Source organism: Catellatospora sp. TT07R-123 (assembly GCF_018327705.1).
Taxonomy (GTDB): Bacteria; Actinomycetota; Actinomycetes; order Mycobacteriales; family Micromonosporaceae; genus Catellatospora.
Genome location: NZ_BNEM01000002.1, coordinates 3319864 through 3342254, shown reverse-complemented (window position 1 = coordinate 3342254; position 22391 = coordinate 3319864). Strand labels below are relative to the sequence as shown.

Here is a 22391-nt window from a genome sequence, read left to right as displayed (position 1 = left end):
ACACGGGGGGTTCGCTGGCCCGAGGTCGCGGCGCGTGCGGCGCCGCCGACGGGAGTGGCCGTGACCGCCGACGTGGTCGTCGTGGGCAGCGCGAACATGGACCTCGTGGTCAGTACGGCCACGCTCCCGCGCCCCGGCGAGACGGTGCTGGGCACCGACTTCCTCAGCGTTCCCGGCGGCAAGGGCGCCAACCAGGCCGTCGCCGCCGCCCGCGCCGGTGCGCGGTGCCACTTCATCGGCGCCGTCGGGCGCGACGCCTTCGGTGACGAACTGCGCGGCAGCCTCGCCGCCGCCGGGGTGGACCTGGACGGCCTGCGCCGCGTGGACGGCCCGTCAGGCGTGGCCCTGATCGCCGTCGACGCCGCCGCCGAGAACATCATCGTCGTCGCCCCCGGCGCGAACGCTCAGCTCACCGCGCTGGACGAGGCCGACCTGGCCCTGGTCGCGGGCGGCGACGCGGTCGTCTGCCAGCTGGAGATCCCGCCCGAGGCGGTGGCCCAGGCGCTGCGCGCGGGCCGTGGCGGCGGGATCCTCACCATCCTCAACGCGGCCCCCGTGCGCCCGCTCCCGGACGGCCTGCTCGACGCGGTGGACGTGCTGGTGGTCAACCGGGGCGAGGCCGCGGCGCTGGCCGGTGCCGACGGCAGCCCCGGCGAGCTGCTGGAGCGGCTGCTGGCGGCGGTCCCGCGGGTGGTGCTCACCCTGGGCGCGGCCGGTGCGGCCTACGCCGACCGCACGGGGGTACGGCTCCAGGTGCCCGCGCCGCGGGTCGAGGCCGTCGACTCCACCGCCGCCGGGGACGCCTTCACCGGAGCCCTGGCCGTCGCCCTGGCCGAGGGGCGCCCGGTGCTCGACGCGCTGCGCTGGGCCTGCGCCGCCGGTGCCTGCTGCGCCCGCCGGCGCGGCGCCTCCCCGTCCCTGCCCACCGTCGCCGAGATCACCACCCTCTACACGGCGACCTACGTCACGGGTTGACCCGGGCGGGTGCAGTAGCCTGCGGCGGTGGAGAGTACGTCGGTGGCGCTGCTGGTCGGCGATCTGACCGGGGTGGCCGTCTTCGCCGCGTCGGGCGGCTCGGCCGCGGTCGGCAAGCGGCTGGACATCTTCGGCGTGGTCTTCGTCGGCTTCGTGGCCGCTCTCGGCGGCGGGATCCTGCGAGACCTGGTCATCAACCAGGTGCCGCCGCTGGCGTTCGCGAACTGGCTCTACCCGGCCACCGCGATCACCGCCTCGCTGGCCGTGTTCTGGCTGCACCCGCACCTGGACCGGCTGCGCCGCACCGTGTACGGCCTCGACGCGGCCGGGCTGGGCCTGTTCACCGTCACCAGCACCCTCAAGGCCCTCGACGCCGGGGTGCCCGCGTTCGGGGCGTGCCTGCTGGGCATGCTCACCGGCATCGGCGGCGGCCTGATCCGCGACCTGCTGCTGGGCGAGATCCCGGTGGTGCTGCGCCGCGAGATCTACGCCGTGGCGTCGCTGCTGGGCGCGATCGTGGTGGCGGGCCTGGCCCGCAGCGGCTGGGGCAACGCGGCCACGTACACCGCCGCCGCGCTGCTGGTGTTCGTGGTGCGGATCACGGCGCTGTACCGGCACTGGTCGGCGCCGCGCCCGAGGCTGAACGCGGGAGCGACACCCGGCGGCCGCACCGGCGCGCCGTGACTAGCCGATAGACTCCATCCGCAGCCCTCGTGGCGTCGCCGCCGTCCCACCCGGACGGCTGGGGTCGTGCCCGGGGGCCGAACCATGGCCAGTCGCACGGCGTGCCGCGAGCGGACGCCGCGACCGGCCGTGTGCGACTTTCGATCCCGAGCCCCAGGAGGCTGTCGCGTGGCGCCGCCCCGCCCTGTACCCGAGTCGTTCCCGGCGCTGCGCGCCTGGCAGCGCAAGGCACTGGTCGAGTACCTGCGCCGGCGTTCGCCCGATTACCTCGCGGTGGCCACGCCCGGCGCCGGCAAGACCACGTTCGCGCTGCGCATCGCGGCCGAGCTGCTGGCCGACGGGACCGTCGACGCGGTGACGGTCGTCGCACCGACCGAGCACCTGAAGCTCCAGTGGGCGCAGGCGGGAGCCCGGGTGGGCATCCAGCTCGACTGCGCCTTCCGCAACGCCGACGTGTACAGCGGCGCCGACTTCCACGGCGTCGTGGTGACGTACGCCCAGGTGGGCATGGCTCCGCACGTGCACCTGCGGCGGACCCTGACCCGCAAGACGCTGGTCATCCTGGATGAGATCCATCACGCCGGCGACTCGCGCAGCTGGGGCGACGGCGTGAAGTCGGCGTTCGAGCCCGCGGTGCGGCGCCTGATGCTGACCGGGACGCCGTTCCGCTCCGACGAGAACCCGATCCCGTTCGTGACGTACGAGAGCGTGGGGGAGGTGCAGCGCTCCCGCGCCGACTCCGTGTACGGCTACTCCGACGCGCTGGCCGACGGCGTCGTGCGCCCGGTCATCTTCCTGGCGTACTCGGGGGAGACCCGGTGGCGCACCAGCGCGGGCGACGAGCTCGCGGTGCGGCTGGGCGAGCCGCTGACGCAGGACCTCGTCGCGCAGGCCTGGCGCACCGCGCTGGACCCGGGCGGCGACTGGATGCCGCAGGTGCTGCGGGCGGCCGATGCGCGGCTCCAGGTGCTGCGCGAGGGCGGCATCGGCGACGCGGGCGGTCTGGTCATCGCCTCCGATCAGCAGACGGCACGGGCGTACGCGAAGCTGCTGGAGGCTGTCAGCGGCGAGAAGGCCGTGGTGGTCCTCTCCGACGACGTGGGCGCCTCGGCGAAGATCGGCGAGTTCGCCCGGTCGCAGCAGCGCTGGATGGTCGCGGTCCGGATGGTGTCCGAGGGCGTCGACATCCCGCGCCTGGCCGTCGGGGTCTACGCCACCAGCGCCTCCACCCCGCTCTACTTCGCGCAGGCCATCGGCCGGTTCGTGCGGGCGCGGCGTCCCGGGGAGACCGCGAGCGTCTTCCTGCCCAGCGTGCCGCAGCTGCTGGGCCTGGCCAGCGAGATGGAGCTGGCGCGCGACCACGTGCTCGGCGGCCCCAAGGTCAAGGAGGACGGCCTCGACGACGAGCTGCTGGCCCGGGCGAACGAGTCCGAGCAGGCCAGCGGCGAGCTGACCAAGAAGTTCGAGGCGCTGTCCGCGACCGCCGAGCTGGACCAGGTGATCTTCGACGGGGCGACGTTCGGGCTGCCCGCCCAGGCGGGCACCCCCGAGGAGGAGGACTTCCTGGGCCTGCCGGGCCTGCTCAGCGCCGACCAGGTGTCCGCGCTGCTGACCAAGCGCCAGGCGGAACAGGCGGCGACGATCCGCCGCAACCGCGCCCAGGCGCCCGCTCAGGCCGAGCGTGAGCCGGTCCGGGACATGTCCGCCGCCGAGCGCCGCATCCACCTGCGCCGCCAGCTCAACGCCCTGGTCGCGGCGCACCATCACCGCACCGGCCTGCCGCACGGAAAGATCCACTCAGAGCTGCGCACCAAGTGCGGCGGCCCGCCCAGCGCCCAGGCCACCATCGAACAGCTCGAAGAGCGCATCGCCACGATCCAGAGCTTCTAGCCCGGAACACACAAAAGAGGTGCCGCTGGGTGCGGCACCTCTTTTGGCAAGCCTGGTTGTTACTTCGCCATCATGTCGGCGCCCCGCCACGTGAACTCGGGGTCGGCCGCCACGTCCACGGCAATCTTGACAAGGTCCTCGGCGAACTTGTTGGCGTGGTGTCCGCAGAACACCAGCTCGCCCCCACCGGCCAGCTTCACCCGCAATTTGCCCGCCGCGTTGCAGCGGTCGCACCGTTCATCGGCGGCTGGGGCAGCCGCCGTTTCCGGCGGCGGCGTGAGGGTCTGGGTCATCGCCTTCCTCCTCTGGTCGTCACCGATGTTGACATCCATCGTGCCGGAGAGTCCAGCGTTGCTGAACCCGCCATTGTCATTCAGCTCGTTACCCACGAAGACCTCAACGCCGATCGCGTCGGGGGCCTTCCCGGAAGGGCCTCGGGGGGACCGGGGTCACATCCGGTGGGCGGTGGAGCCTACCTGGTCAGGCGGCCATCGGGGTGATGAGCGCCTCCTGGACAGTGTGCCGTCCCCCCAGAGTGCCACGTCAACGCATCCGCGTCGAACAGAAACCATGGGCCTACGCGTATCTGTACGCAAGGTGACCGGTTCTGTACGTTCGGTGGACACCAAATGACCGAATTGGGTTATTTGGTGTCCGCTACGCGACCACTGACGGGCGATATGACCTAGTCGAGGTAGTCTCGCAGCACCTGCGACCGCGACGGGTGGCGCAGCTTCGACATGGTCTTCGACTCGATCTGGCGGATGCGCTCGCGGGTGACGCCGTACACCTGGCCGATCTCGTCTAAAGTCCGCGGCTGGCCGTCGGTGAGACCGAAGCGCAGCCGGACCACGCCCGCCTCGCGCTCGCTCAGCGTCTGCAGCACCTGCTGGAGCTGGTCCTGCAGCAGCGAGAACGAGACCGCGTCGACGGCCACGACCGCCTCGGAGTCCTCGATGAAGTCGCCGAGCTGGCTGTCGCCCTCGTCGCCGATGGTCTGGTCCAGCGAGATGGGCTCCCGGGCATACTGCTGGATCTCCAGCACCTTCTCGGGAGTGATGTCCATCTCCTTGGCCAGCTCCTCCGGGGTGGGTTCGCGACCCAGGTCCTGGAGCAGCTCACGCTGTATGCGGCCGAGCTTGTTGATGACCTCGACCATGTGCACCGGGATGCGGATGGTGCGGGCCTGGTCGGCCATGGCGCGGGTGATGGCCTGGCGGATCCACCAGGTGGCGTACGTGGAGAACTTGTAGCCCTTGGTGTAGTCGAACTTCTCGACGGCGCGGATGAGGCCGAGGTTGCCCTCCTGGATCAGGTCCAGGAACGCCATGCCGCGGCCGGTGTAGCGCTTGGCCAGCGAGACCACCAGGCGGAGGTTCGCCTCCAGCAGGTGGTTCTTGGCGCGCTCGCCGTCCCGGGAGACCCACAGCAGGTCGCGCTGCATGTCGCGGGTGAGCTGGAGCTCCTCCTCCTCGGCCTGGCGCAGCCGCTCGGCGGCGTACAGCCCGGCCTCGATGCGCTTGGCGAGCTCGACCTCCTGCTCGGCGTTGAGCAGCGGCACCTTGCCGATCTGCTTCAGGTACGCCCGGACCGAGTCGGCGGAGGCGGTCAGCTCGGCGTCCTTGCGGGCCTGCTTGAGGGCCTCGGACTCCTCGGCGTCCCACTCGAAGTCGTCGGCGGTGGCGGCGTCGGCCTCGGCGGCCTGCACCATCTCCACCGGCTCGTCGACCACGACGTCCTCAAGGTCGGCGGCGAGGTCCTCGACCGCCAGGTCGACGCCGTCCGGCTCGTCCTCGCCGCCCTCGCCCTTGGCCTTGGCGGCCTTGGCCGGGACGGCCTTGTCGCCTGTCTTCTTCTCGACAGCCTTCTTCACGGCGCCGGGCGCGGCCTTCTTCACGGCGGCGGCCTTGGCCGCTCCGTCGCCCTCGGCCGGCTTCGCGGCGACCTTGGCGGGCGCCTCCTTCGCCGGGGCGGCCTTGGCGGCCTTCACCGGCGCGACCTTGGCCGGGGTGGCCTTCGGTGCGAGCTTGACCGGCGCCGCCTCCGCGCCGTCGAGCCCGGCGCCCGGGGACTGCGGCGGCGCGGACTGCTTGGGTGCGGCGCTCTTGACGGGCGCGGCGGGCTTGGGTGCGGCCTTGGCCGTGGTCACCTTCGACGCCGGCGTCGAGGCGCGGGCGGCGGCGACCTTGCGGCGGCCGTTGGCCGAGTCGTCGACCTCGACGGTCACGCCGGCTTCGAGAAGCGCGCGCAGCAGCTTCTTGGCCTGGGCGGGCGTGACGTCGGCGGCCTCCACGGTACGTGCCACGTCCGCTGGCGTGAGCCGACCGCCGCTCCCTGAGGCTTGGGCGATCAGCATGTCGGTGAGCGAGCGAACGTCGGCGCTGATCTGGCGGGCTTCAGTCACGGACGACCTTCCGGAGGCGAGGATCGAGCAGAGTCTGCGGCCGACCGCCGGAGGCGCGGATCGCGTCCCGGTGGGGTCAGCCAGTGTGATGTGTGGATGCGCCCCGCGCTGTCGGCACGTGGCAGGCGTGAATTGTAGCGCCGTACTCGGCGATCATCTCGTTGCGCACGCCGAATGACATCCTGCGGGCCCCTCGGGACCGCTTGGCAGGATGGCACCGAATGCTTGAGAGGACGGTCATGAACGAGGAAGAACTGCTGGACATCGCCGTACAGGTGGCCGCGGACGCGGCCGTCACGGCCGTCCGGATGCGGTCCGAGGCCATCACGCAGGTGGGCACGAAATCGACCATCACCGACGTGGTCACGGCCGCCGACCGGGCGGTCGAGCAACAGGTGGTCGCCGCACTGGCGGCGCGACGCCCAGGTGACACAGTACTCGGTGAGGAGTTCGGCGGCGCGTCCGTTTCGGCCGGGGGCGTGCGATGGATCGTGGACCCGATCGACGGCACGGTCAACTACCTCTACGGACTGCCCCAGTACGCGGTGTCGATCGCGGCTGAGGTGGACGGCGAGGTCGTCGCCGGGGTGGTGCACAACGCGGCCACCGGGCAGGTCTGGACCGCCGCGCGCGGCCGCGGGGCGTGGCACCAGGGGCGGCGGCTGGGCGGGTCGGCGGCGACCGAGCTGCCGGTCGCGCTGGTGGGGACCGGTTTCGCGTACGCCCGGGAGCGGCGCGCCTACCAGGCGGCGGTCGTGGCCGAGCTGCTGCCGCGGGTCCGCGACATCCGCCGGCTGGGCGCCGCCTCGCTGGACCTGTGCGCGGCGGCCGACGGCCAGCTCGACGCGTACTACGAGAAGGGCCTGGCGGAGTGGGACCTGGCCGCCGGCGGCCTGATCGCCCGGGAGGCGGGCCTGCTGGTCACCGGGCTGTCGGGCCGGGCGGCCGGGCCGGACATGGTGCTCGCCGCACCCCCGGCCCTGCACGGGCCGCTGCACGACCTGCTGGTGGAGCTGGCGGCCGACAGCGGGCCGTAGGGCGGCGAAACGGGGCGGGCCCCGGTCGACCGTCACCGGTCGCCGGGGCCCGCCGCCACGTGTCGCTCAGCTCACTTCTCGTCCGGGTTGGCGCAGGTGCCGTCCGGCGCTTCCGGGTTGCCCAGCTGGGCCACTGCCTGCCGCATCTCCGTCGGCGTGGCAAGCTGGCGGTATCCGCCACCGATGACCACGTCAACGATGTCGTCCTCACGGTGGATGTCGAACTGGTTGTCCGTGTTGTTCAGGAAGTACGCCCGCAGCAACTGGGCGGCTCCGACGGCCTTCGGGCCGTAGCGCAGCACGGCGACGGTGTCGGCGAGCTTCTTCTTCTCGTCGGCTACCTTCTTGACCTTGAACTTGCGGTTCGTGAAGTCCGCCGCGACATTGGAGGCGAGATTGGGAGTGTTCGTGGCGTTGAAGACGTTGATGTTCACGTCGCTCTCGGCCTGCGGCAGCTTGATGTTGGCGGGTACGTACCCGTCGGGGCAGCGCTGGACCGCGGGGGGCTCACTCTGGGTGTCACGGGTGAGTGTGACCACCGCCAGAACGAGGGCGATGAGCGCCAGCGTGCTGACGATGGCGATCGCCCGAATTCTTGCCATTTGCATCTCGTGCGCTCCCCGTGAGCTGGAGTCGGTCAGCCGCCACAATTGACGGCATGGGCCAGAGGTTATCGGTTGACCGGCCCGGTAGGGGCCGCGACCCGACAGACGGCCGGAATTGGCCGGACGTTCCCGGCGCGCCGACAGTGATCGGCGACCGGCTACCCCTACCTTTGTGACGCCTGAACCAACGGTCGAAGTCGGCTGTCGGCTCAGTCACATCGGGAACAACTTCGCGTGCGAGAGCGTACAAATCCCACACGGGCGCGCTAGAGTACCGCGCTCGTTGGGAACACGGATACGTCGACGTACGCCGACGGCAACAACACTGATTGGGAGTGTGACAATCGATGGCCACCGACTACGACGCCCCGCGCCGTGACGAGGCCGATCTCGGCGAGGACAGCCTTGAGGAGCTCAAGGCTCGGCGAGTCGATTCACAGTCGGGCAGCGTGGATGTGGATGAAGTCGACCTCGCGGAGGCGTTCGAGCTTCCCGGCGGCGACCTCGCCGACGAGGAGCTGACCGTGAAGGTCGTGCCCATGCAGGCCGACGAGTTCCGCTGCTCGCGCTGCTTCCTCGTCCACCACCGCAGCCAGCTGGCCGGTGAGCGCAACGGCGAGCCCATCTGCAGGGAGTGCGCCTGACGCTCAGGTCCTGCGGGGCTTGACGCGATGGGGTGAGATGGCGCAGAACATCAGGGGGCACGGATCGGAGGGCACGCCGCCGGGATACGCGGCGTGCCGGACGAGTCGCCGGGCCCCCGTTGCCTGTGGCCCTGTGGCCGCCGGCGCCGTCTCAGCTGACAGGAGGGCGCGCCATGACCACCAGCCACCAAGAACCGGTGCCCGACGATCCGTCCCCGTCGGGCACTGCGGTTTCTGCCGGCAGCCAGCCTGAGGGCACGGGTGCCCGGCCGGACGCGCTGGCCGTGGCGGTGGCCGGGCTCGCCGAGAACGAGCTGGACACCGCCGGACGCCGCAAACTGCTGGGCCGACTACTGGTCGGCCTGAAGGAGCGCGGCGTCAAAGAGGTCTTCATGCCGCGTAAGGCGATCAACTGGATCACCGAGGCGGTGGGCGACATCGCCCCGCACATCCCGATCCGGGACCTGGAGACCCTGCGGCGGCACTACCCCGGCCTCGACGACGAGGCCCTGGCGGAGCGGCTGATCCGCAACGCGGCGCGGTCGGCCGCGGGCATCGGGGCGGTCGGCGGCGGTGTGGCCGCCGTGGAGTGGGCGGCGCCGCCGACGCTGCTCAGCACGCCGGTCCTGCTGGCGACCGAGACCGTCGCCGTGGTCGGGATCGAGCTCAAGCTCATCGGCGAGCTGCACGAGGTGTACGGCCACCCGGTGGTGGGCGGCGGCGGGCAGCGCGCGATCAGCCTGCTCCAGGCATGGGCCAGCCATCGCGGCATCAACCCGATGGTGCCCGCCGGGGCGACCGCGATCGTGCTCGGCACGGCGACCCGCAAGCAGCTGCGCGACATGGTCCTCAAGCGGTTCGGGCGCAACCTGACCACGCTCGGGCCGCTGTTCACGGGCGCGGCCGTGGCCAGCTACCTCAACCGCAAGGCCACCCGCAGGCTCGGTGACGACCTGCGCCGGGACCTGCGCCTGCGCCGCGGCGGCCAGCAGCAGCAGCCGCCGCAGCTGCCGTCCGCCTAGCGGGCGGCGGCCGCCGCCTCGTTGAGGGCGCGGGCCAGCGCGTCGGGACGGCGGGTGCTGACCACCCAGTAGGGCGTGATGTCGTCGGGGTCGTCCAGGACCACCTGGACCGCCTCGGCGATCCAGGGCCGCTGCACGACGAAGGCGAGCGGGTCGGCGCTGGGGCCGAGCAGCTCGCGGCGGGTCGCGCCGTCCAGCGCGATGGCCCGGGAGACCGCCCGCAGCGGCAGCCGGGCGTCGTCGACCTGGAACTCGTCCCCGGTCACCGCGACCCGGATGCGGCCCAGCCGCCACAGCCCGGCCAGCGCCAGCGGCAGCAGCACCGCGTACGGCATCCAGGTGCGCAGGCCCGGGGCGCCCAGCCCGATCTCGGCGGCGAGCACGCCCGCCACCAGCACCGCGACCGGCCACATCCACAGCGGCACCGTCAGCCGCTCGGTGTGCCGTGCCGCAGGCCGTGCCGCGCCGACCCCCGTCGCCGTTGTGCCTGAGGATGCCATGCCGCCTGGTTGTGTCACAGCACCGAGGGTAGGTCCCCGCGGGCCGGCCCGACGCGGCAGGATGGACGTGAAGAGACGCAGCTCCCTGGTCGGAGCGGCGTCGCGAGGACTCCCCCCGGAGGTTTGACCGTTGTACCCGACCGCGATGCCCGCTGCCCCGGGCGAGCCTGTCGTGATCCCGATCCGCAGGCTCGACCCGCAGGTGCCGCTCCCGTCGTACGCCCACCCGGGTGACGCCGGCGCCGACCTGCACGCGGCCGAGGACGCCGTGATCGCCCCGGGCGAGCGCCGCCTGGTGCGGACCGGGGTGGCGGTGGCCATCCCGCACGGATTCGTGGGACTGGTGCACCCGCGCTCGGGTCTGGCCGCCAGACTGGGAGTGACCGTGCTCAACGCGCCCGGCACCGTCGACTCGGGCTACCGGGGCGAGATCCTGGTGAACCTGATCAACCACGACCGGGCGAACGAGGCGAAGATCGTGCGAGGGGACCGCATCGCGCAACTTGTCGTGCAGCGGGTGGAGCGGGCACACTTCCACGACGTCGCCGAGCTGCCGGACTCCGAACGGGGGACCGGCGGGCACGGTTCGACCGGGAACTGAGGAGGAACAGTGATCTTCTCGCGACGACGTGCGGCCGCTGGCGGCCGGCACGCCAAGGCCGAGGAGGCGCCGCGTTTCGAGGACGCCCGCGCCGCCCGGCGCGCCGCGCTGCTCGGCGAGGACTATCAGCCCGACGGGCCGAAGGCGCGCAGCGGCGCCCCGGCCGCCGACTCCCCGTCCCGTGGCTCGATCTTCGGCGACGACGGCCCGTACGACCAGTACGACGACGTGCCCGATGCGCCCCGGCTGGACCTGGGCAGCCTCCAGGTGCCCGCGATCGACGGGGTCGAGATCCGGGTGCAGGCCGGTGAGCAGGGCTCCATCGGCCAGATCGCGCTCGTGCACGGGCCCAGCGCGCTCCAGCTCGGCGTGTTCGCCGCGCCGCGCACCGAGGGCATCTGGGACGAGGTGCGCGAGGAGATCCGGCGCTCCCTGTTCGCCGACGGCGTCGGGGCCGAGGAGAGCCGCGGCGACTGGGGGGTCGAGCTGCGGGCTCGCATCCGTACCCCCGACGGCTTCAACGACCTGCGGTTCGTCGGTGTCGACGGGCCGCGCTGGATGGTCCGGGCCGTGTTCCAGGGCCCGGCCGCGGTCGACCTGGACCAGGCCGGACCGCTGCTGCAGTGCCTGACGGGGCTGGTGGTGTTCCGCGACGAGCAGGCCCGCCCGGTCCGCGAGGCGCTGCCGCTGCGGCTGCCGCCGCACCTGGCCCAGCAGGCCGCCGCCGCCCAGGCCGCGCAGTCGGGGCAGCCCGCCCCGGACGAGGAGGCTTTCGAGCAGGCCCGGCAGGAGCAGGCGCGCCTGGCCGAGGCGCAGGCCCGGTTCGAGGCGGCCCGCTCCGGGCTGGTGCCCGGCCGCGTCCCGCCGCCGCCCGCGCCGACCCCGTTCGGCTCCATCGCGCCCGCGGGCCAGCCCGCCCCGGGCGCCGCGTCCAGCGGCGACGCGCCGCGGCGCAAGCCCTCCCCGCGCCCGCGCCGCGACTGACCGGCGCCGGACGAACATCACACCCTCGGTGCGCCGCCGATCACGCGGCGCACCGAGCGGTGTCGCGCCTTCCGGCGTACGCTGCTGCGGGGCTCGCCGGTCGGGCCCCCGCCGCGAAGTAGGCTGGTTGGTACGAATCCGCCGGGCCACCCACCCGGCGGGGAGGGAATGAGACCAGGTCATGTCGACCGACGAACCACGACAACGTCCGCGCGGCCTGCGAGGGATGCTCCACCGCCTCACCGCCTCCGACCAGGAGTTGGAGTCCGAGGAGCTGCGTCGCGACAGCGAGCGGGCCGGCTGCGTCTGCGCCGACACCGTGCACCGCGGCGACCTGGTCAACCTCACCGGCCGCCTGCGCACCGTCGTGTACACCCCCCGCACCAACCTGCCGACGCTGGAGGCCGACCTCTACGACGGCACGGACCTGATCACGCTGGTCTTCCTGGGCCGCCGGCACATCAACGGCATCGAGCCCGGCCGGGGCCTCCAGGTGCGAGGCCGGGTCGCGGTGCGCGACGGACGCAAGGTCATCTACAACCCGTACTACGAGTTGGAAGCGGCGGCATGAGCGAGCGGAATCTGAGCCGGGCCGACGTCGGCGTCGACGAGCAGGAGGAGGAGCAGCTTCCTCCGTTCGCGGTGCAGATGTCCCAGCAGCTCGGCGGCTGGCGGGGCCTGTTCGAGTCCAGCATCCCGGTGGTCGTGTTCGTGCTGGCCAACGTGCTGCTGGGGCTGAAGTGGCCCGCGGAGCACGGCGACCAGCGGGCGCTGAAGTGGGCGGTCGGCGCGGCCGTGGCGACGGCCCTGAGCATCGCGGTGGTCCGGCTCGCCCAGCGGCGGCCGATCCGGCACGCGATCAACGGCCTGTTCGGCATCGGCATCGGCGCCTGGCTGGCCTGGAACTCCGGCGACGCCCGCGACTTCTACCTGCCCGGCATCCTGCTGAGCGTGGCGTACGGCGTGGCGATGCTCGTCTCGATCACGGTCCGGCAGCCGCTGGTCGGCTGGATCTGGACGGTGGTGGCCAACGGCGGCCTCAGCGACTGGCGCCAGGACCAGCGGATGGTCCGCACGTTCGGCTGGCTGACCGGGCTGTGGGCGGCGATCTACCTGCTCAAGGCGGCGGTGCAGAGCGCGCTCTACGTGGCCGACCAGGCGACGGCGCTGGGCGTGGCCCGCATCGTGCTGGGCTACCCGCCGTACGCGCTGCTGCTGGCGATCAGCATCTGGGCCGTCCGCCGCGTCCGCCGCGACCAGGCCGCCCAGCCCGCCTGACCCTTTCCCCGACTACGGGCCCGCGCCGCTTCCGGCGTCGGGCCCGTTGTTCGTCTCGGGCGGCGCGATGATCGCCGCTTCCGGTCAGATGGAAGCCTCGGGGCACACATCCTGGCCGAAGACGGCGATCAAGGGGGTCAGCGGCGGCGGGAGCGGGTGCGTTCGACGCTGTCGGCGCCGAGCATGACCGAGCGCACCTGCTCCTCGACCTCGACCGTGCACACGAACACCAGCTCGTCACCGGCCTCGACCGGGTCGTCGGGGCTGGGCGTGAGCACCCGGCGGCCGCGCACGATGGCGACCAGGGCGCTGTCGTGCGGCAGCGGGATGTCGCGGATCGGCTGGCCCACGTGCGGCGCGTCCTGCGGCAGGGTGATCTCGACGAGGTTCGCCTCGCCCTGCCGGAAGGTCATCAGCCGGACCAGGTCGCCTACGGTCACCGCCTCCTCGACCAGCGCCGCCATCAGGCGCGGCTTGCTGACGGAGACGTCGACGCCCCACTGCTCGGTGAACAGCCACTCGTTCTCGGCGCGGTTGACCCGGGCGACCACGCGCGGCACCGCGAACTCGGTCTTGGCCAGCAGCGACACGACCAGGTTGACCTTGTCGTCACCGGTGGCGGCCACGACCACGTCGCAGGCGGCCAGGTTGACCTCCTGGAGGCTGGACAGCTCGCACGCGTCGGCGAGCACCCACTCGGCGGCGGGCACCCGCTCGGGGCGCAGCATCCGGGGCTGGCGCTCCAGGAGCATGACCTGGTGGCCGTTCTCGATCAGTTCCTGGGCGATGGAGCGCCCGACGTTGCCGGCACCGGCGATGGCGACACGCATGGTCATGCTCCTTTAAGCGGCGGCCGGCGGGGCGGCGGCGATCTTGCTGACCGTGCCCGCGATCTCGTCGGTGACCAGCATGAACACCTGGTCGCCATCCTGCAGCACGGTCGAGTCGGTGGTCAGCACGCCCAGCCCGAACCGCATCAGGAAGGCGGTTCGGGTGCCGGTGGCCTCCTCCAGCTCCCGCAGGGGGTGGCCGACCCAGGCCGGGTTGATCGGCGTCTCGATGATCGCCACGGTGCTGGTGGGGTCGCGGTACAGCTCGGTCGCGCCCTCGGGCACGAGGTGGCGCACGATCCGGTCGGCGGTCCAGCGCACGGTCGCGACGGTGGGGATGCCCAGCCGCTCGTATACCTCGGCGCGGCGCTGGTCGTAGATGCGGGCGACCACGCGCTGCACGCCGAAGGTCTCCCGGGCCAGCCGGGCGGAGATGATGTTGGAGTTGTCGCCGCTGGACACGGCCGCGAAGGCGTCGGCCCGCTCTACGCCGGCCTGGACGAGCACCTCGCGGTCGAAGCCGACGCCGGTGACGGTGGTGCCGGCGAAGTCGGGGGACAGGCGCCGGAACGCGTCGGCGTCCTGATCGATGATCGAGACCGAGTGCCCGCGCGCCTCCAGGCTGTGCGCCAGTGTCGAACCGACCCGGCCGCATCCCATGATCACAACGTGCACGTCGCCGCCTTTCGAGCCTGCTTCGCCCCCAGCCTCCCATGACCGGAGTACTCGCGCGACATCAGAGTGCCACGGCGGGAAAGGCGGGCGCGCCGTAGGCTCCCTCCTGTGGCGAGCCCTACCTCCCTGCTGAAGCGTCTGCTGCTCGGCAGGCCCTTCCGGTCCGACCGGCTGCAGCACACGCTGCTGCCCAAGCGCATCGCTCTGCCGATCTTCGCCTCGGACGCGCTGTCCAGCGTCGCCTACGCGCCCGGCGAGATCCTGCTGACCCTGTCGGTGGCGGGTGCCGCCGCCTACGCGTACTCCCCCTGGGTGGCGCTGGCGGTCGTGGTGGTGATGCTCACCGTGGTCGCGAGCTACCGCCAGAACGTGCACGCGTATCCGTCCGGCGGTGGCGACTACGAGGTCGCCACGGTCAACCTCGGCCCGAAGGCGGGTCTGGGCGTGGCCAGCGCGCTGCTGGTCGACTACGTGCTCACCGTGGCGGTGTCGATCTCGTCCGGCGTGGACAGCCTCGGCGACGCGATCCCGTTGATCGGCCAGCACAAGGTGATCACGGCGGTGGTGCTGATCGCCGTCCTGGCCGCGCTCAACCTGCGCGGACTCAAGGAGTCGGGGCTGCTCTTCGCGATCCCGACCTACCTGTTCATGTTCTCCATCGTCGGGCTGGTCGGCTGGGGCCTGTTCCGCATCCTGGTGCTGGGCCAGGACCTGAAGGCGTCCAGCGCCGGCCTGACCATCCTGCCCGAGCACGGCATGAGCGTCGCGACCAGCTTCGCCTTCGCGTTCCTGCTGGTACGGGCGTTCTCCTCCGGCTGCGCCGCCCTCACCGGCGTCGAGGCGATCTCCAACGGCGTGCCCGCGTTCAAGGCGCCCAAGAGCAAGAACGCCGCCACCACGCTGCTGCTGTTGGGCACCATCTCGATCGCGATGATGCTCGGCATCGTGGCGCTGAGCCTGATGACCGGCTTGCAGTACGTCGAGAGCCCCAAGGACCAGATCGTCGGCGCGACCGCCAACTACAAGCAGCCGACCGTCATCGCGCAGCTCGCCGAGGTGGTCTTCAACCACTTCCCGCCCGGCTTCTACCTGGTCATCGCGGTGACCGCGCTGATCCTGGTGCTGGCGGCCAACACCGCCTTCAACGGCTTCCCGGTGCTGGGCTCGATCCTGGCGCAGGACCGCTACCTGCCGCGCCAGCTGCACACCCGCGGCGACCGGCTGGCCTTCTCCAACGGCATCATGTTCCTGGCCGCCTTCGCGGCGGTGCTGGTGGTCGCGTTCCAGGCGCAGACGACGCGGCTGATCCAGCTCTACATCGTGGGCGTGTTCGTGTCGTTCACGCTGTCGCAGATCGGCATGCTGCGGCACTGGAACCGGCTGCTGCGCACCGAGCGCGACCCGGTGGCGCGGCGGCGGATGAACCGCTCCAAGGCGATCAACGGCTTCGGTGCGGTCATGACCGGCTTCGTGCTGATCCTGGTGCTGCTGACGAAGTTCACCCACGGCGCCTGGATCTCGCTGGCGGCGATGGCGGTGATCTACGCGGTGATGCTGGCGATCCGCAAGCACTACGACACGGTCGCCCGGGAGCTCGTGCCCTCGGAGGAGCGGCCGGTGCTGCCCGCCCGCAACCACGCGGTGGTGCTGGTCAGCAAGGTCCACCTGCCGACGATGCGGGCGCTGGCGTACGCCAAGGCGACCCGGCCGGACACGCTGACCGCGCTGACGGTCAACGTCGACACCGCCGACACCCGGGCCATCCAGGCAGAGTGGGACCGGCGCGGCATCAGCGTCCCGCTGACCGTGGTCGACTCGCCGTACCGGGAGATCTCGCGGCCCATCATTGACTATGTCAAGTCGCTGCGCCGCGAGTCGCCGCGCGACGTGGTCACCGTCTTCATCCCCGAGTACGTCGTCGGCCGCTGGTGGGAGCACCTGCTGCACAACCAGTCCGCGCTGCGGATCAAGGGCCGGCTGCTGTACGAGTCGGGCGTCATGGTCGTCAGCGTGCCCTGGCAGCTCGACTCGACCAGCGCCACCAACCTCGACCGGCTCGACCGCAGCCTGGCGCGCACCCCCGCCCGCGGCCCCCGTCCGGGGGAGGATGGATACGTGAAGACGCATGACTGAGACCGCTCTGACCGCCCCGGCCGAGCAGCTGTACGAGGGCGACCGGGTCGAGGTGACCGTCGGGCCGATCGCGCACGGCGGCCACTGCGTGGCCCGGCACGCCGGACAGGTGATCTTCGTCCGGCACGCCCTGCCCGGCGAGCGCGTGGTGGCCGAGATCACCGAGGTGCACAAGAAGAACCTGCGCGCCGAGGCGGTGACGGTGCTGGAGGCCTCGGCCGACCGGATCACCCCGCGCTGCCCGTACGCCCATGCCGACGGCTGCGGCGGCTGCGACCTCCAGCACGTCGCCCGGCCCGCCCAGCTGGAGTGGAAGGCCGCGGTCGTGCGCGAGCAGCTCGCGCGCCTGGGCGGCCTGGCCGCCGAGGAGATCGAGGCGCTGGACGTGACGGTGGCGCAGCTGCCGGGCGGCGACGAGGGCTGGCGCACCCGGGTGAGCTACCACGTCGACGCGGCCGGGCGGGCGGGGCTGCTCAAGCACCGCTCCAACGAGGTGGTGGCGATCGACCGCTGCCGCATCGCGCACCCCGACATCCAGGCGCTGGACGTGCTGTCGCGCCGCTGGCCGGACACCGCCGAGATCGACGTGGTGCGCCCGGCCGACGGCGGCGCCCAGCCGGTGCAGCACCCGCCGCAGCAGATCACCGAGCGGGCGGCCGGGCACGACTTCGCCATCTCGGCCGACGGGTTCTGGCAGGTGCACCCGGCCGCCGCCGACACGCTGGTCCAGGCGGTGCTGGACCTGCTGGCCCCGGCCCCCGGCGAGCACGCCTGGGACCTGTACGGCGGTGCGGGCCTGTTCGCCGCCGGGCTGGCCGACCGAGTGGGCGTCACCGGCCACGTGACCCTGGTCGAGGCGGCCCGCGAGGGGGCCGCCGCCGCCCGCGCGAACCTGGCCGGGCGTCCGGTGAGCGTGGTCGCCGCGCCGGTGGAGAAGGCCCTGCACCAGGACCGCCGACCGCAGCAGCGGCTGCCCCGGCCCGACGTCGTCGTGCTGGACCCGCCGCGCAAGGGCGCCGGTGCCGCCGTGGTCCGCGGGCTGGTCGCCGCGGCGCCCCGCGCGGTGGCGTACGTCGCCTGCGACCCCGCGGCGTTCGCCCGCGACGTGCGCACCTTCCGGGAGGCGGGCTGGCAGCTGAAGGAGCTGCGCGCCTTCGACTGCTTCCCGCAGACCCACCACGTGGAGTGCGTGGCGCTGCTGGTCCCGTGACCGCAGGAGGCCGCCGCCCGGCCGTGTCGCCGGGGGCGGCCCCCGCGGGGCCCCTAGACTTCGACCGGCCCACTCAGGAGTGAAGGTTCGGTGGAGGGGGTACCCGAGCCGGTGAGACCCGGTGCGGCCTGCCGATAGACTTCCCACACCATGAGCGAGCGGATTGAGGTGGCGGTGTGAACGAGCGCACGAGCCTGTTGAGCACGGTGCAGGGGCCGCAGGACCTCAAGGCCCTGACCCCGGAGCAGCTGGCGGGCCTGGCGGCGGAGATCCGGGACTTCCTGATCGCCAAGGTGGCGCGCACCGGCGGCCACCTCGGCCCGAACCTGGGTGTGGTCGAGCTCACCCTCGCGATGCACCGGGTGTTCGACTCCCCGGTGGACCGGTTCGTGTTCGACACCGGCCACCAGGCGTACGTGCACAAGATCGTCACCGGCCGCCAGGACGGGTTCGACCTGCTGCGCCAGCGCGGCGGCCTCACCGGCTACCCGAGCCAGGCCGAGAGCGAGCACGACCTCGTCGAGAACTGCCACGCCTCGACCGCCCTCTCCTACGCCGACGGCATCGCCAAGGCGTACGCGCTGCGCGGTGAGAAGCGCCACGTGGTCGCCGTCGTCGGCGACGGGGCGCTCACGGGCGGCATGTGCTGGGAGGCGCTGAACAACATCGCCGCCACCGAGAACCCGCTCGTGATCATCGTGAACGACAACGGGCGCTCGTACGCCCCGACCATCGGCGGCCTGGCCGACCACCTGGCCACGCTGCGCCTCAACCCGGGCTACGAGAAGGTCCTCGACCTGGTCAAGGACGCGCTGGAGAAGACCCCGCTGGTCGGCAAGCCGCTGTTCGACGCCCTGCACGCGGTCAAGAAGGGCATCAAGGACGCCGTCGCCCCGCAGGCGATGTTCGAGGACCTGGGCCTGAAGTACATCGGCCCGGTCGACGGGCACGACCAGGTGGCGCTGGAGTCGGCGCTGGCGCGGGCGAAGCGGTTCAGCGGCCCGGTCATCGTGCACGCGGTCACCGCCAAGGGCTACGGCTACCAGCCGGCCCTGGACGACGAGGCCGACCACCTGCACTCGCCCGGCGCGTTCGACCCGCTCACCGGCCGCCTGCTGGCCGCCCCGAGCCTGAAGTGGACCAGCGTCTTCGGCGACGAGCTGGTCACCATCGCCGCGCAGCGGCCCGACGTCGTCGGCATCACCGCCGCGATGCCCGAGTCGACCGGCATCGACAAGCTCGCCGCCGCGTTCCCGCGGCGCGCCTTCGACGTCGGCATCGCCGAGCAGCACGCCACCACGTCGGCGGCCGGCCTGGCCCTGGCCGGGCTGCACCCGGTCGTCGCCGTGTACGCCACGTTCCTCAACCGGGCCTTCGACCAGGTGCTGCTCGACGTGGCCCTGCACCGGCTGCCGGTGACGTTCGTGCTCGACCGGGCGGGCATCACCGGCCCCGACGGCCCCAGCCACTACGGCATCTGGGACATGGCGGTGTTCGGCGTGGTCCCGGGCCTGCGGGTGGCGGCGCCGCGCGACGCCGAGACGCTGCGCGAGGAGCTGCGCGAGGCCGTCGACATCAACGACGGCCCGACCATCGTCCGGTTCCCGACTGGCTCGGTGCCCGCCGCGCTGCCCGCGCTGCGCCGCCTCGGCGGCAGCGACGGCCTGGGCGGCGTGGACGTGCTGGCCGAGACCGACCGCCGCGACGTGCTGCTGGTGGCCGTGGGCGCGTTCGCGCACCTGGCCGTGCAGGTGGCGGGCAGGCTCGCCGAGCGCGGCTACGGCGTGACCGTGGTCGACCCGCGCTGGGTGCGGCCGGTGCCGGTCGAGATCGTCGGACTGGCCCGCGAACACAAGATCGTGGTCACCATCGAGGACGGCGTACGGGCGGGCGGTGTCGGCGACGCGGTGTCCAAGCTGCTGCGCGACAACGAGCTCGACGTGCCCGTCCGCGACCTCGGCGTGCCGTCGCAGTGGATCGACCACGGCACCCGCGCCGAGATCCTGACCGAGATCGGCCTGACCGCGCCCGAGATCACCGAGAAGGTCACCAAGTGGGCCGCGGCGGTCACCGCCCCGGCCGAGCAGCCGCTGAGCAGCGCGGTGCGCGGCTGACCCAGGCAAGACCCAGGATGAACGCCGCAGGGCCGCCCGACCGGGCGGCCCTGCGGCGTTCAGGGCGCGGCAACCGATCGCGCGGGCCGAGGCGTTCCCTCACGCGAACACATCGTGAGGCGGTGCGGGGCAGATGCAGGGGCAGGGTGCGGGCGGCCGGGCGACCGGCGTGATCGACCTCGGCGACGGCTGGAGCGACGAGGACGAGGTGATCCTGCCCGCCAAGCCCGGCCTGGGCTGGCGCCGGCGGACCGCGCTCGGCGCCGCGGTGCTGGCGGTGCTGACCGGGGCCGCGGCCGCGGCCCGGCCGCAGGGCGCGGGGCTGCACCAACTCGCGCTGCGCCAGGCGGTCGTCTCGGCCATCACGCTGGTCGGGTCGGACACCGTGGCGGTGCAGAGCCGCGAGGTGATCACCGGCTGGGACTTGGCCACCGGCGCGATGCGCTGGCAGGCTCCGGTCGGCCGGGAGATCTACGGCTTCTTCAGCATCGCCGACCTGGTGGTCGTCAGCCGCGCCAGCGGCGTCCCGGCCGACCGGGACCAGCAGCCGCCCATCGAGACCACCGCGTACGACGCGCACACCGGCAAGCCCCGCTGGTTCGCCGTCGGGGCTCCGCAGCCGGTCGCGGGGCGGTGGCTGCTGAGCTACCGCTGGCACGCCGACGGCACCCAGGAGCTGGAGGTGCACGACGCGCGCGACTACCGCCTGCTCTGGCGCCTGCCCCCGTCGGTGGCGGACGCCGTCGACGCCGGGGCCGCGACGCTGTGGCGGCTGTCGCCCGAGGGCGACCTCGTCGAGCACGACCTGGCCGACGGCACGGTCCGGCGGTCGGCCCGGATCAGCGTGCCCCCGGGGCGGCCGGTCAGCCTGACCTACGGCGACGACGTCGTCGGGGTGGTCAGCCAGGACGACGGCCTCGCCGACCCGCCGCCGCCCCGCCTCGAACTGTGGTTCTCCCGGGCCACGCTCCAGCCCTCGGCGGCCGGTCCCCGCTGGACCAGCCTGACCGACTGCGGCGGCGGCATCACCTGCGCGGTGAACACGCGGCCGGGGGGTGCCCGCTACTGGATGCTCGACGCGGTCACCGGCCGGCCCATCGTCACGCTCGCGGCCAATGACCGGGGGTTCATGCCCAGCGCCGCCGGCCCGCTGGCGGTGGGCTTCTCCTCGCTGTGGACCGGCCCCCGCGTCGAGGGCACGTTCGACGCGGCCACCGGCGGCGTCCGTCCGGCCTACCAGGACTGGTACGCCGTATCGGACGGCACCGGCTTCGTCTCCTACCTGGTCCGGCCGGGCCGGGCCACCGACTCGTCGTACCTGGGGCAGCTGCGGCGCGGCGGGGAGCTGCGGCCGGTGGGCGAGATCCCGTACGAGCTGAAGCTGTGCGTCTCCACCCCGCAGGCGCTGGCCTGCAGCACCAACGACGACCGGTTCGGCATCTGGCGAGTGGAGGCGGGTCCCCGGTGAACGTCGACGTCATCGAGCTCGGCGAGCACTGGTCGGCGCCGCGGCCCGAGCCCGAGGGCACGCCGCTGCTGCGCTACCGCAGGCCGGTCCTGCTGGCACTGGCGCTGGTGCTGACCGGCACGACGGCCGCGGCGGCACTGCCGCAGCGCCGGGTGGCCGCCCTGGGCGACTACCGGATCTCCGGCGTGACGCGGTCCGAGTCGAGGGCGGTCGTCCTGGACGATCTGCTGGTCGCGCAGGGTGCCGACACGCTGGCGGCGTTCTCGCCCGGCGACGGCACCCGGCTCTGGCAGGTGCCGTACCGCTCCTCGGTGCCCGGCGCGGCGCAGTTCGACGTCCGCGACGGCGTGCTGCTGGTGTCGGAGGTCGGCACCGCGACCGACGTACGGGACCGGGCGACGGGCGCGCTGCTGTGGCAGGCGCCGCACCCGCCCGCCGTCGTCGGCGGCCTGGGGGTCGTCGTGAGCAGCGACCCGCTGGTCGTCGATGGTGACGGCAGGGCTGTCAGCGGCGCCGAACCGAACGCCGCGGAGGAGGCGACCGGCCACGACCTGCGCACCGGCAGGCTGCTGTGGCGGGTGCCCGGGGCGCCGTTCGCCGCGCTCGACTCCGTGCGGGGCGAGGTGTGGTCCGTCGACCCCTCGGGTGTCTTCACGGTCCACGCGGTCCGGGACGGGCGGGCGGTGCGTACGGGTGAGCTCGCGTTCCCGCCCGGGACACCGGCGGACGTCGCGGCGGACCCCGATCGGATCGAGCTGTCGTCGGTCGGCGCCGACGGCATGGTCAGGCAGCTCGGCTACGACCCGGCCACGCTGCGGCCGCTCGGCCCCGTCAGCAGTCCCGCAGCCGTGACCATGCCGAACGTCTACCGGTGCGGGCAGGTGCAGTGCGTGACGGAGGCGGAGGGCGGCGGCTTCCGGATCAGCATCCAGGACCCGGCCACCGCCGCGGTGAGCTACCGGTTCGACCCGAACGTGAACCCGGTGCCCGTCGGCGGCGGGTTCGTCACCGTCGACCTGCGTTCCCTGCCCGGTCGGCTCGGCTCCGCCGCCAGGGACCTCGTGGACCAGGCCAGCGGCCGCAGGATGCAGGATCTGCGCGGCTGGGACGTGCTGTCGTCGTCATACGATCAGGACGGCCGGGTCCTGCTGCTGCGGGAGGTCGGCCACGCCACCCAGGTGGCGCGGATCGACGGCGGCGCCGTCACGGTGCTCGGCGAGCTGCCGTACCGCGTGCGGTGGTGCGCCTACCGGCCCGGCCGGCTCAGCTGCCTGTACGACCGCGACCGCCTGGGCATCTGGCGGGTCGAGGACTGATGGAAGACCATGTTGGACAGA

Annotated in this window: 20 protein-coding genes and 1 pseudogene; 15 read left to right on the top strand and 6 right to left on the bottom strand. The window is 72.9% G+C overall.

Features of this window, described 5'->3' with window-relative positions:
* Positions 1–60: 60 nt before the first annotated feature.
* From Cs7R123_RS34645 to Cs7R123_RS34635, 3 genes are all read left to right on the top strand, one after another.
* Positions 61–975 (top strand): ribokinase, encoded by a 915-nt coding sequence (locus Cs7R123_RS34645; protein ID WP_212832875.1) that lies wholly within the window; start codon positions 61–63, stop codon positions 973–975.
* A gap of 27 nt (positions 976–1002) precedes the next feature.
* Positions 1003–1659, top strand: coding sequence for a trimeric intracellular cation channel family protein (locus Cs7R123_RS34640; RefSeq protein ID WP_212832873.1), 657 nt, complete (start codon positions 1003–1005; stop codon positions 1657–1659).
* A 168-nt stretch (positions 1660–1827) separates the two neighbouring features.
* Positions 1828–3549 carry a DEAD/DEAH box helicase gene (locus Cs7R123_RS34635; protein WP_244872332.1) on the top strand — a complete coding sequence of 574 codons (1722 nt, stop codon included), beginning with the start codon at positions 1828–1830 and terminating at the stop codon, positions 3547–3549.
* Between the two features lie 59 nt (positions 3550–3608).
* Here Cs7R123_RS34635 and Cs7R123_RS34630 read toward each other — a convergent pair whose 3' ends face one another.
* On the bottom strand, positions 3609–3842 hold the full coding sequence (locus tag Cs7R123_RS34630; protein ID WP_212834869.1) for a hypothetical protein: 234 nt from the start codon (positions 3840–3842) through the stop codon (positions 3609–3611).
* 392 nt (positions 3843–4234) lie between these two features.
* Complete coding sequence (locus Cs7R123_RS34625) at positions 4235–5953, bottom strand: RNA polymerase sigma factor (protein ID WP_280517344.1); 1719 nt, start codon at positions 5951–5953, stop codon at positions 4235–4237.
* Positions 5954–6192: 239 nt separating this feature from the next.
* Here Cs7R123_RS34625 and Cs7R123_RS34620 point away from each other — a divergent pair, with 239 nt between their 5' ends.
* Positions 6193–6990, top strand: coding sequence for an inositol monophosphatase family protein (locus tag Cs7R123_RS34620; RefSeq protein WP_212832869.1), 798 nt, complete (start codon positions 6193–6195; stop codon positions 6988–6990).
* A gap of 71 nt (positions 6991–7061) precedes the next feature.
* Here the strand turns inward: Cs7R123_RS34620 and Cs7R123_RS34615 are convergent, their stop codons facing one another.
* A complete protein-coding gene (locus tag Cs7R123_RS34615; protein WP_244872331.1) occupies positions 7062–7592 on the bottom strand; it encodes a LytR C-terminal domain-containing protein in 531 nt (176 codons plus the stop codon).
* A gap of 350 nt (positions 7593–7942) precedes the next feature.
* Between Cs7R123_RS34615 and Cs7R123_RS34610 the strand changes: the two genes are divergently transcribed.
* A complete protein-coding gene (locus Cs7R123_RS34610; protein ID WP_212832865.1) occupies positions 7943–8239 on the top strand; it encodes a DUF4193 domain-containing protein in 297 nt (98 codons plus the stop codon).
* A 173-nt stretch (positions 8240–8412) separates the two neighbouring features.
* Positions 8413–9261 carry a hypothetical protein gene (locus Cs7R123_RS34605; protein WP_244872330.1) on the top strand — a complete coding sequence of 283 codons (849 nt, stop codon included), beginning with the start codon at positions 8413–8415 and terminating at the stop codon, positions 9259–9261.
* On the opposite strand, the gene Cs7R123_RS34600 is transcribed toward Cs7R123_RS34605, so the two are convergent.
* On the bottom strand, positions 9258–9761 hold the full coding sequence (locus Cs7R123_RS34600; RefSeq protein WP_212832863.1) for a DUF3093 domain-containing protein: 504 nt from the start codon (positions 9759–9761) through the stop codon (positions 9258–9260). The two genes, Cs7R123_RS34605 and Cs7R123_RS34600, sit on opposite strands and share 4 nt — an antisense overlap.
* A 145-nt stretch (positions 9762–9906) precedes the next feature.
* Here Cs7R123_RS34600 and dut point away from each other — a divergent pair, with 145 nt between their 5' ends.
* From dut to Cs7R123_RS34580, 4 genes and pseudogenes are all read left to right on the top strand, one after another.
* Positions 9907–10362: a dUTP diphosphatase gene (dut, locus tag Cs7R123_RS34595; RefSeq protein ID WP_212832861.1), complete on the top strand. Its 456-nt coding sequence runs from the start codon at positions 9907–9909 to the stop codon at positions 10360–10362.
* Positions 10363–10371: 9 nt separating this feature from the next.
* Positions 10372–11127 (top strand): annotated as a pseudogene (locus tag Cs7R123_RS34590) (DUF3710 domain-containing protein); the annotation flags it as partial.
* Between the two features lie 400 nt (positions 11128–11527).
* Positions 11528–11917, top strand: a complete 390-nt coding sequence (locus tag Cs7R123_RS34585) for an OB-fold nucleic acid binding domain-containing protein (protein ID WP_212832859.1) — start codon at positions 11528–11530, stop codon at positions 11915–11917.
* A complete protein-coding gene (locus Cs7R123_RS34580) occupies positions 11914–12624 on the top strand; it encodes a DUF3159 domain-containing protein (protein WP_212832857.1) in 711 nt (236 codons plus the stop codon). The genes Cs7R123_RS34585 and Cs7R123_RS34580 overlap by 4 nt, the downstream gene beginning before the upstream one ends.
* Before the next feature lie 137 nt (positions 12625–12761).
* Here Cs7R123_RS34580 and Cs7R123_RS34575 read toward each other — a convergent pair whose 3' ends face one another.
* Both Cs7R123_RS34575 and Cs7R123_RS34570 read right to left on the bottom strand, forming a co-directional pair.
* On the bottom strand, positions 12762–13460 hold the full coding sequence (locus tag Cs7R123_RS34575) for a TrkA family potassium uptake protein (RefSeq protein WP_212832855.1): 699 nt from the start codon (positions 13458–13460) through the stop codon (positions 12762–12764).
* Positions 13461–13466: 6 nt separating this feature from the next.
* On the bottom strand, positions 13467–14129 hold the full coding sequence (locus tag Cs7R123_RS34570) for a TrkA family potassium uptake protein (protein WP_212832854.1): 663 nt from the start codon (positions 14127–14129) through the stop codon (positions 13467–13469).
* Positions 14130–14237: 108 nt separating this feature from the next.
* Between Cs7R123_RS34570 and Cs7R123_RS34565 the strand changes: the two genes are divergently transcribed.
* The 5 genes from Cs7R123_RS34565 to Cs7R123_RS34545 all read left to right on the top strand — a co-directional run bounded on the left by Cs7R123_RS34565 (position 14238) and on the right by Cs7R123_RS34545 (position 22370).
* Positions 14238–16262, top strand: a complete 2025-nt coding sequence (locus Cs7R123_RS34565) for an APC family permease (RefSeq protein WP_212832853.1) — start codon at positions 14238–14240, stop codon at positions 16260–16262.
* Entirely contained in the window at positions 16255–17472 is a 1218-nt protein-coding gene (locus Cs7R123_RS34560; RefSeq protein WP_212832852.1) for a class I SAM-dependent RNA methyltransferase, read from the top strand. The genes Cs7R123_RS34565 and Cs7R123_RS34560 overlap by 8 nt, the downstream gene beginning before the upstream one ends.
* Before the next feature lie 176 nt (positions 17473–17648).
* Positions 17649–19586 (top strand): 1-deoxy-D-xylulose-5-phosphate synthase, encoded by a 1938-nt coding sequence (gene dxs, locus Cs7R123_RS34555; protein WP_212832851.1) that lies wholly within the window; start codon positions 17649–17651, stop codon positions 19584–19586.
* A 133-nt stretch (positions 19587–19719) separates the two neighbouring features.
* Positions 19720–21054 (top strand): hypothetical protein, encoded by a 1335-nt coding sequence (locus tag Cs7R123_RS34550; protein ID WP_212832850.1) that lies wholly within the window; start codon positions 19720–19722, stop codon positions 21052–21054.
* Positions 21051–22370 (top strand): PQQ-binding-like beta-propeller repeat protein, encoded by a 1320-nt coding sequence (locus tag Cs7R123_RS34545; RefSeq protein WP_212832849.1) that lies wholly within the window; start codon positions 21051–21053, stop codon positions 22368–22370. The genes Cs7R123_RS34550 and Cs7R123_RS34545 overlap by 4 nt, the downstream gene beginning before the upstream one ends.
* The last annotated feature ends 21 nt before the right edge of the window (positions 22371–22391 follow it).

Coding starts and splice junctions, on each gene's coding strand:
- Cs7R123_RS34630 (WP_212834869.1), bottom strand. CDS start 3,842: ATGACCCAGACCCTCACGCCGCCGCCGGAAACGGCGGCTGCCCCAGCC.
- Cs7R123_RS34620 (WP_212832869.1), top strand. CDS start 6,193: ATGAACGAGGAAGAACTGCTGGACATCGCCGTACAGGTGGCCGCGGAC.
- Cs7R123_RS34615 (WP_244872331.1), bottom strand. CDS start 7,592: ATGGCAAGAATTCGGGCGATCGCCATCGTCAGCACGCTGGCGCTCATC.
- Cs7R123_RS34610 (WP_212832865.1), top strand. CDS start 7,943: ATGGCCACCGACTACGACGCCCCGCGCCGTGACGAGGCCGATCTCGGC.
- Cs7R123_RS34605 (WP_244872330.1), top strand. CDS start 8,413: ATGACCACCAGCCACCAAGAACCGGTGCCCGACGATCCGTCCCCGTCG.
- Cs7R123_RS34600 (WP_212832863.1), bottom strand. CDS start 9,761: ATGGCATCCTCAGGCACAACGGCGACGGGGGTCGGCGCGGCACGGCCT.
- dut (WP_212832861.1), top strand. CDS start 9,907: ATGCCCGCTGCCCCGGGCGAGCCTGTCGTGATCCCGATCCGCAGGCTC.
- Cs7R123_RS34585 (WP_212832859.1), top strand. CDS start 11,528: ATGTCGACCGACGAACCACGACAACGTCCGCGCGGCCTGCGAGGGATG.
- Cs7R123_RS34580 (WP_212832857.1), top strand. CDS start 11,914: ATGAGCGAGCGGAATCTGAGCCGGGCCGACGTCGGCGTCGACGAGCAG.
- Cs7R123_RS34575 (WP_212832855.1), bottom strand. CDS start 13,460: ATGACCATGCGTGTCGCCATCGCCGGTGCCGGCAACGTCGGGCGCTCC.
- Cs7R123_RS34560 (WP_212832852.1), top strand. CDS start 16,255: ATGACTGAGACCGCTCTGACCGCCCCGGCCGAGCAGCTGTACGAGGGC.
- Cs7R123_RS34550 (WP_212832850.1), top strand. CDS start 19,720: ATGCAGGGGCAGGGTGCGGGCGGCCGGGCGACCGGCGTGATCGACCTC.